Consider the following 6613-nt stretch of genomic DNA (forward strand, 5'->3'; position numbering starts at 1 on the left):
GGCCGATATCGGCCTGGGCAGCGACACCGGCGGTTCGGTGCGCCTGCCTGCATCCTTTTGCGGGTTGGTGGGCTGGCGGCCGAGCCATGGGCTGTTTTCGTCGCAAGGCATGCTGGGCCTGGCGCCCAGTTACGACGTGCCGGGTTTTTTCACCCGCGATTTGGCCACGTTGACGCGACTGGCTAACGCACTGTGCGAGCCAGTGACCTCGGGTGCACCGGCTCGCTGGGTGGCGCCGACCGATTTATGGGCGCTGTGCAGTGCCCCGGTGCAGGCAGCCTTGCGGCCTTACCTGCCGCAAGGGTGTGAACAACGGGTGCTGTTCGACCCTGAAACACGCGACAGCTTGCTGCCGACCTTTCGTACTCATCAGGGGTATGAAATCTGGCATTTGCTGGGAGAGTGGATTACTCGGCGACGGCCTGCCTTTGGCCCGGGGATTAACGAGCGGTTTCAGGCGGCGAGCCAACTGAGCGAAGCGGCCTTCAATGGTGCGCGCAACCAGCGCACCGCCATCCGTGAAGGGCTGCAGCAGGTGCTGGCAGACGGCACGGTACTGGTTTACCCCACCGCGCCGGGGCCTGCGCCGCTGCGCACTGCAGCACAATCGGGGCTTGAACAGTACCGCAACGCGGCGCTGACCTTGCTATCGGTGGCGGGCCATGCCGGGCTGGTGCAAATCACCTTGCCATTGGGCAGCCTGGAAGGTGCGCCATTGGGGTTGTCGTTTGTCGCGCGAGCGGGCTCGGATCTCGAGCTGATTCGACGGCTAGCCAGTTCCTATCAAACATAAAATAACTGATTGATTCTAAAGGCCCTGTAGGAGCGAGCTTGTCTCGCGATCTTTTGATCTTGATCTAAGAGCCCCCTCACCCTAGCCCTCCCGAAGGAGAGGGAACCGACTGGGGGATGCTGAAAATATTCGGTGGCCTGTTTGCTGCGCGACAGCGCGGCGTCGAAGACGGGGCGGCCCCTCTTATCAAACACAGAATAAGTTATTGATTCTAAAAATTTTGTAGGAGCGAGCTTGCTCGCGATCTGTTGATCTTGATCTGGCTTTTGATCTTGATTTTTCAAAGTAACGCGGCGTAAGGCCGGAACCCTAAGTGGCCGTTGTCGCAACAATGGATATGTACCCAAGAATACCGAGGTGGAAGGTTTTTACGGCTGCACGCAGCCGATCGCAGCCTTCGTACCTCGTCAGCGACTACAGTGGCCTGTTAGCTGCGCGACAGGGCACCTTTCACCCCGTTTCGGTGGTGCGCAAGAGCGCCACTTTAAGGCTTTCGGCAAACACGCTGGCCATGGCGGACATGCCTTTTTCTTTGCCCACCAGCATGAGGCTCTGGGGCTTTTGGGTGAACTCCTGCACGGGGATATACACCAGGCGCTTTTGCTGGCGCTCGGAGTCGATGTCGAACAGGGTCAGAAAGGTGATGAAGTGACCGGACATGGCCAGGCTGCGCATGGTTTCAATGGCGTTGGTTTCTACGCAGGTGGTCAACGATGGCGGCGCCTTGGACAACACGCGGTCCAGATAGGGCCGAATGGCGGTGGTGCCATCCGCCAGGATCAGCGGGTAGTCCATGCACTCGGCAATGCGCAGGGTCGAGCGCTCGGCCAGGGGGTGGTCCGGCGCCATCACCGCGCCCAGGCGGGCAATGGAGTGGCTCAAGTGGATCAACCCCGGCTGGTTGGCAAAGTCAAAACCCACGCCCAGGTCAGCCGCGCCGGAGGCGACCGCTTCGAGGATTTCCTCGCCGGTGGTCATCAATTGCAACTTGATGGTCACGCGCGGGTTTTTCTTCAAAAACAGCGATACGGCGCCGGGGATCAGGCTGGCCGCCAAACCGCTCATGAAACACAGGGTGACTTCCCCGCGCCGCAGGCCCTTCAGACTATCGATCAGGGCCTGGGTGCGCGCCATGTCTTTCAAGGTGTCGCGGATGTGCCGGATCAGCACTTCCCCGGCAGCGGTCAACACCAGGGTGCGGGCGGTACGGTTGAAGATCGGGGTGCCGAGGTCTTCTTCCAAGGCAATGATCTGGCGGCTGATGGCCGAGGCAGAGACGTGCAACCGCTCGGCAGCCTGACGGATGGAACCGGTGCGTACGACCTCGTCGAGGTAGTTGAGGATGCGGCTGTGCATGAGCATTTCCGTGTGAACTTAAAGGCAACACCCTATCAAGAATTTGATGCTTTTAATGCAGCTTTTTCGCGTCCATTATCGGCTTGACATCGACAGCAGCTACCGGCGAGTCCAGGCTGCCATCAGCAGAGGGAACCCTCATGAAAAGCTTTTCGTTTCAGCAGGCACAGGCCGCTGAAGTTTTCCGGATCAGTCCAACGGATACCAACTACTTTGCGGTGCTGTTCGACCCGGCGAAGGATCAGGTGGAGTCGATTTTCGTGATCGAGATTTTTAACCTCGGCGGCGCCACGCCGCCGAACTCCCACACCCTCGCCCACGAATTCTTCTTTGTGTTGTCGGGTGAAGGCGTGGCCGTGTCGGACGGTGAGCAACTGTCTATCCGCAAAGGCGACAGTTTGTTACTGCGCCCTGGCAGCGAACACGTGATTCGCAACACCGGCCCGAACAAGCTCTACACCCTCACCGTTATGACCCCCAACGAAGGGTTTGCCGAGCTGATTCGCTCCGGCACACGCGTTGAGCTGGACGCCGAAGACCTGCGGGTACTGCGTGGTGACCAGGCATGACGCAACGAGTTCGCGCTGCATCGCTGGTGCAACTGGGGGCCAGCCCGGCTGGCGCCTGGCAGGTGAGCGCTCAGAGGGTCGACATGGTGCGCAAGGGTGCAGAGCCCAGGCCGGTCAGTGTGACCGACAATCAGCGCGAGATCCGCTTTGACCTGACGAAAACCGCGCTGCTGGTCATCGACATGCAGAACGACTTTTGCCACCCCGAGGGCTGGCTGAGCTCCATCGGTGTCGACATTTCGCCAGCACGGCGCCCGATTCAGCCGCTACAGGCATTGCTGCCGGTGCTGCGGGCCCATCAGGTGCCGGTGGTGTGGGTCAATTGGGGCAATCGGCCCGACCGGCTCAACCTGCCGCCTGCGGTCTTGCATGTATACAACCCCGATGGTCGCGGTGTGGGCCTGGGTGATCCGCTGCCCGGCAACGGAGCGGCGGTCTTGCAGGCGGGCAGTTGGTCGGCACAGGTTGTGGATGAGCTGACCGTCGAAGCAAGCGATGTTCAGGTCAACAAGTTCAGGATGTCAGGGTTCAAGGACACCGATCTGGACAGCATCCTGCGCAATCTGCAGGTCAGCACCCTGCTGTTCGCCGGGGTCAATGCCGACCAGTGCGTGCTCTACACCCTGCAAGATGCCAACTCGGCGGGTTATGACTGCATCCTGCTCGAAGACTGCTGCGCTACCACCTCACCTGCGTATTGCATGGCGGCGGCGGTGTACAACACGCGCCAGTGCTTCGGGTTCGTGGCCCAGTCCACAGAGCTGATCAAAGGTCTTTCTGATACGAGGTGTGAGTGATGCAACAACTGACTATCGGCCCCTTCGCTGTCGATTCGGCGCAGGTGCTCAGCGAAGTCACGGCCCAGTGTGATCGTTATGAAACGGCCTTGATGGACAACGACCTGGAAACCCTCGACGGCTTGTTTTGCGATTCGCCGGTCACCCTGCGTTATGGCGTGGGCGAGAACTTGTACGGCATCGACGCCATTCGCGACTTTCGTAAAGGCCGCACGGGCGGCTCGCCCAAACGCGTGGTGACGCGGCGTGAAATCACCTGCTTCGGCGACGCCGTGGCCATTTGCAACCTGGAATTCAAACGAGAAAACACCGCCGTGGTGGGTCGACAAAGCCAGACCTGGCTGCGCACTGACGCCAGTTGGCGAATTGTGTCTGCCCACGTGTCGCTGATGGCGGCAACGTCATAGCCCTTGAAGGAGTGAAACGCATGAAATTGAAATCGCATTGGTGGTGGGACCTGACGGCACTGGATTTCGCCCGCCTGGACATGCACAACATCGTGGCCGTGCTGCCGGTGGGCGCGGTGGAACAACATGGCCCGCACTTGCCGGTCAAAGTGGACAGCGCGATCAGCAACGGCATTATCGAAGAAGCCGTTCGCAACATGGCCGAGGACTTCCCGGTGCTGGTGCTGCCCACCCTGTCGATCGGCAAGTCCGATGAACACATCGACTACCCCGGCACTTTGACGATCTCTGCCGACACCCTGGCCCAACTCTGGTTTGAAGTCGCGCACAGCGCGTACCGGGCGGGTGTGCGCAAGATTGTCTTCGTCAACGCCCACGGCGGTCAGCCGCAAATCATGGAGGTCGTGTGCCGCCGTTTGCGCATCGAACTGGGGATGATGGCGGTCGGTTGCGCCTGGTACTCCGTGACCGAGATGGGCGACTTGTTCAACAAGCATGAACTCAAGCACGGCATCCATGCCGGGGAAGTCGAAACCAGCATGATGCTGTACCTGCACGGCGACCTGGTGGACATGGACCACGCCAAGCATTGGGAATCGCTATCGGTGGGGCTTGAGAAGAAAGGCGGCATGCTGTCCCCCGAAGGCGCCGTAGGCTTCGGCTGGCAAGCCCAGGACCTCCACCCCAGCGGCGCGTGTGGCAATGCGGCGGCGGCAGATACCGAACGCGGCGAAATACTGGTTAAACGTGCAGCCACTCGAATAGTGACGTTGCTGGAAGAAGTATCAGCGTTTTCCATGGAGCATTTTGCCAATAAGCCGGACTCCACGGCGCACTGATCCCTGTTGCATTTACATAATAAAAACGTCGCAGTCTGTAATGTCAGGTCGATGATCACGGTCATCGGCTGCATGACTGAATGAACGTAAAAGCTATTTATAACTTTGAGTGTTAAACGCAAAAACTGCCATTAAGACGCTGACTGGAACAGGCAGCGCGAACCTATTTAATTATTTGGAGCACTCTAATGGCGCCTCGCAGTTTTTCGGCTATCACTCACGTTATTGGTCTAGGCGGCTTTCTCATGTTGAGCGCAATAAGTAACGCGGCAATGGCTGATGCACCGGGCACGTCCGCCGAGGCTGACGACCTGGCAGACATGTTGACCCAAGGCACAGTTTCTGGCGCGCTGCGCCTGCGTTACTACACGGACACCAACGCCTACTTCGTCAAACACTTGAATCAGGACACTGTGGGTTATGGCGGTTTTATCAAGTATGAAACAGCGGCACTGAACGGTTTCCGATTGGGCGCAAGTTTGATTGGTCAAACCACAATCAATCGCCCCGATGATAAAGCCAGTACCTTTCCCGATATTGGTACCGATGTGGCGAACGTGGGCGAGGCGTATATAAGTTGGGAACATGATGACTTTAAAATCACCGCCGGTAACCAGCGCGTCGATCTGCCCTTTATCAGTGATTATGACTGGCGAAATGTACCAATCCTGTTTCAAGGCCTGAACGTGCATTACGGTGACAAAGACAACTTCTTGTCGCTGGCCCGTTTTTATCGCTGGAAAGGCTGGGGCGACGACCGTTTCTCCAAGACCAACACCTATTCCACCACCGAAGAAACTGCAGGCGTGGCGGTGATCGGCGGCGGTCGTGCAGTGACCATCGGCGACCTGAAGTACAGCGGCCAGTTATGGCACGAGCATTACTATGACTACACCAACCTGAACTACGGCGAGGCTCACGTGGCCAAGGTGACGGGCGATTGGCGGCCTAATGCCGGGATTCAATATATGCGCGGAACAGGTGATGGGCGTGAACTGGCCGGCAAGGTCGACAGCACCACTCTCGGCGCGCAACTGGGCGTGGACTACAAGGCTTACAAGGTTGCCCTGGGCTATGACCATATCCAGGCAGCGCCCAACGCTTATAACAATGGCAGCCTGGTCACCCCGTATGCCCACAACACCGCCGGCGGCCCTTACTTTGCAGCGCCGTTTTTCACCAGCCCGCAGGATCTGGGCTCCGGTAACGCCTACTCGCTGGATGTGAGCACCAGCGCCACGCAAAACCTCTATGTAGGCACGCGCTACTCGTACATGGACCTGACGCCGACCGCCGGTACCAGCAGCATTAACCAGTCCGAATACCTGCTGTATGGCATTTATTCGTTTGACGGCGCCCTCAAGGGCTTGAGCGTGACTGATTGGGTGGGGGTGCAAACCTCGCCGAAAAAGAGCGATTTCTTCCAGAACCGTCTGGAGCTTAACTACGCCTTCTAGGGCCGCCTGACACCGCGCCCGGCAGTAGCGGCCGGGCGCGGTTTGCACGGGTTTTGTACTGGAGAAACACGATGTTTAATTCCGTCCGTGGTCGGCGCGGTATCGCGGTGGCGCCCCACGCCCTGGCTTCACAATCGGCCCTGGCGATTTTGCGCGAAGGCGGCAATGCCGTCGAAGCCATGGTCGCTGCGGCGGCCACCATTGCCGTGGCTTATCCGCATATGAACGGGATCGGTGGCGACAGCTTCTGGCTGATGTCCCTGGCCACGCCGACCGGCCCCACCCTCATCGGCGTGGAAGGCTGTGGCAAGGCCGCGGCAGGGATCAGCGCCAACCATTATCAGGGCCGTTCGGCCATCCCGTTTCGCGGGCCGGATGCGGCGCTGACCATGGCC

Annotated in this window: 8 protein-coding genes; 7 read left to right on the plus strand and 1 reads right to left on the minus strand. The window is 59.2% G+C overall.

The annotated features are described in order from the left end of the window. The coding region (locus GHO25_RS24970; RefSeq protein ID WP_153393195.1) for an amidase family protein at positions 1–793 on the plus strand (793 nt) is incomplete at its 5' end. 450 nt (positions 794–1243) lie between these two features. Here the strand turns inward: GHO25_RS24970 and GHO25_RS24975 are convergent. Continuing rightward, complete coding sequence (locus tag GHO25_RS24975; RefSeq protein WP_218581088.1) at positions 1244–2149, minus strand: LysR family transcriptional regulator; 906 nt, start codon at positions 2147–2149, stop codon at positions 1244–1246. Positions 2150–2289: 140 nt separating this feature from the next. Here GHO25_RS24975 and GHO25_RS24980 point away from each other — a divergent pair, with 140 nt between their 5' ends. The 6 genes from GHO25_RS24980 to GHO25_RS25005 form a co-directional block, all read left to right on the plus strand. Continuing rightward, on the plus strand, positions 2290–2718 hold the full coding sequence (locus tag GHO25_RS24980) for a cupin domain-containing protein (RefSeq protein WP_153393201.1): 429 nt from the start codon (positions 2290–2292) through the stop codon (positions 2716–2718). After that, complete coding sequence (locus tag GHO25_RS24985; RefSeq protein ID WP_153393204.1) at positions 2715–3515, plus strand: cysteine hydrolase family protein; 801 nt, start codon at positions 2715–2717, stop codon at positions 3513–3515. The genes GHO25_RS24980 and GHO25_RS24985 overlap by 4 nt, the downstream gene beginning before the upstream one ends. Next, positions 3515–3922, plus strand: coding sequence for an oxalurate catabolism protein HpxZ (hpxZ, locus tag GHO25_RS24990; protein ID WP_153393207.1), 408 nt, complete (start codon positions 3515–3517; stop codon positions 3920–3922). Before GHO25_RS24985 ends, hpxZ begins: the two co-directional genes overlap by 1 nt. 20 nt (positions 3923–3942) lie before the next feature. After that, positions 3943–4761: a creatininase family protein gene (locus GHO25_RS24995; RefSeq protein ID WP_153393210.1), complete on the plus strand. Its 819-nt coding sequence runs from the start codon at positions 3943–3945 to the stop codon at positions 4759–4761. A 245-nt stretch (positions 4762–5006) separates the two neighbouring features. Continuing rightward, positions 5007–6218: an OprD family outer membrane porin gene (locus GHO25_RS25000; RefSeq protein WP_178110229.1), complete on the plus strand. Its 1212-nt coding sequence runs from the start codon at positions 5007–5009 to the stop codon at positions 6216–6218. Positions 6219–6289: 71 nt separating this feature from the next. After that, positions 6290–6613 (plus strand): gamma-glutamyltransferase (locus GHO25_RS25005; protein ID WP_178110230.1); only part of this gene is annotated, 324 nt, incomplete at its 3' end.

The organism is Pseudomonas sp. FSL R10-1350 (assembly GCF_009600525.1).
Classification (GTDB): domain Bacteria; phylum Pseudomonadota; class Gammaproteobacteria; order Pseudomonadales; family Pseudomonadaceae; genus Aquipseudomonas; species Aquipseudomonas helleri.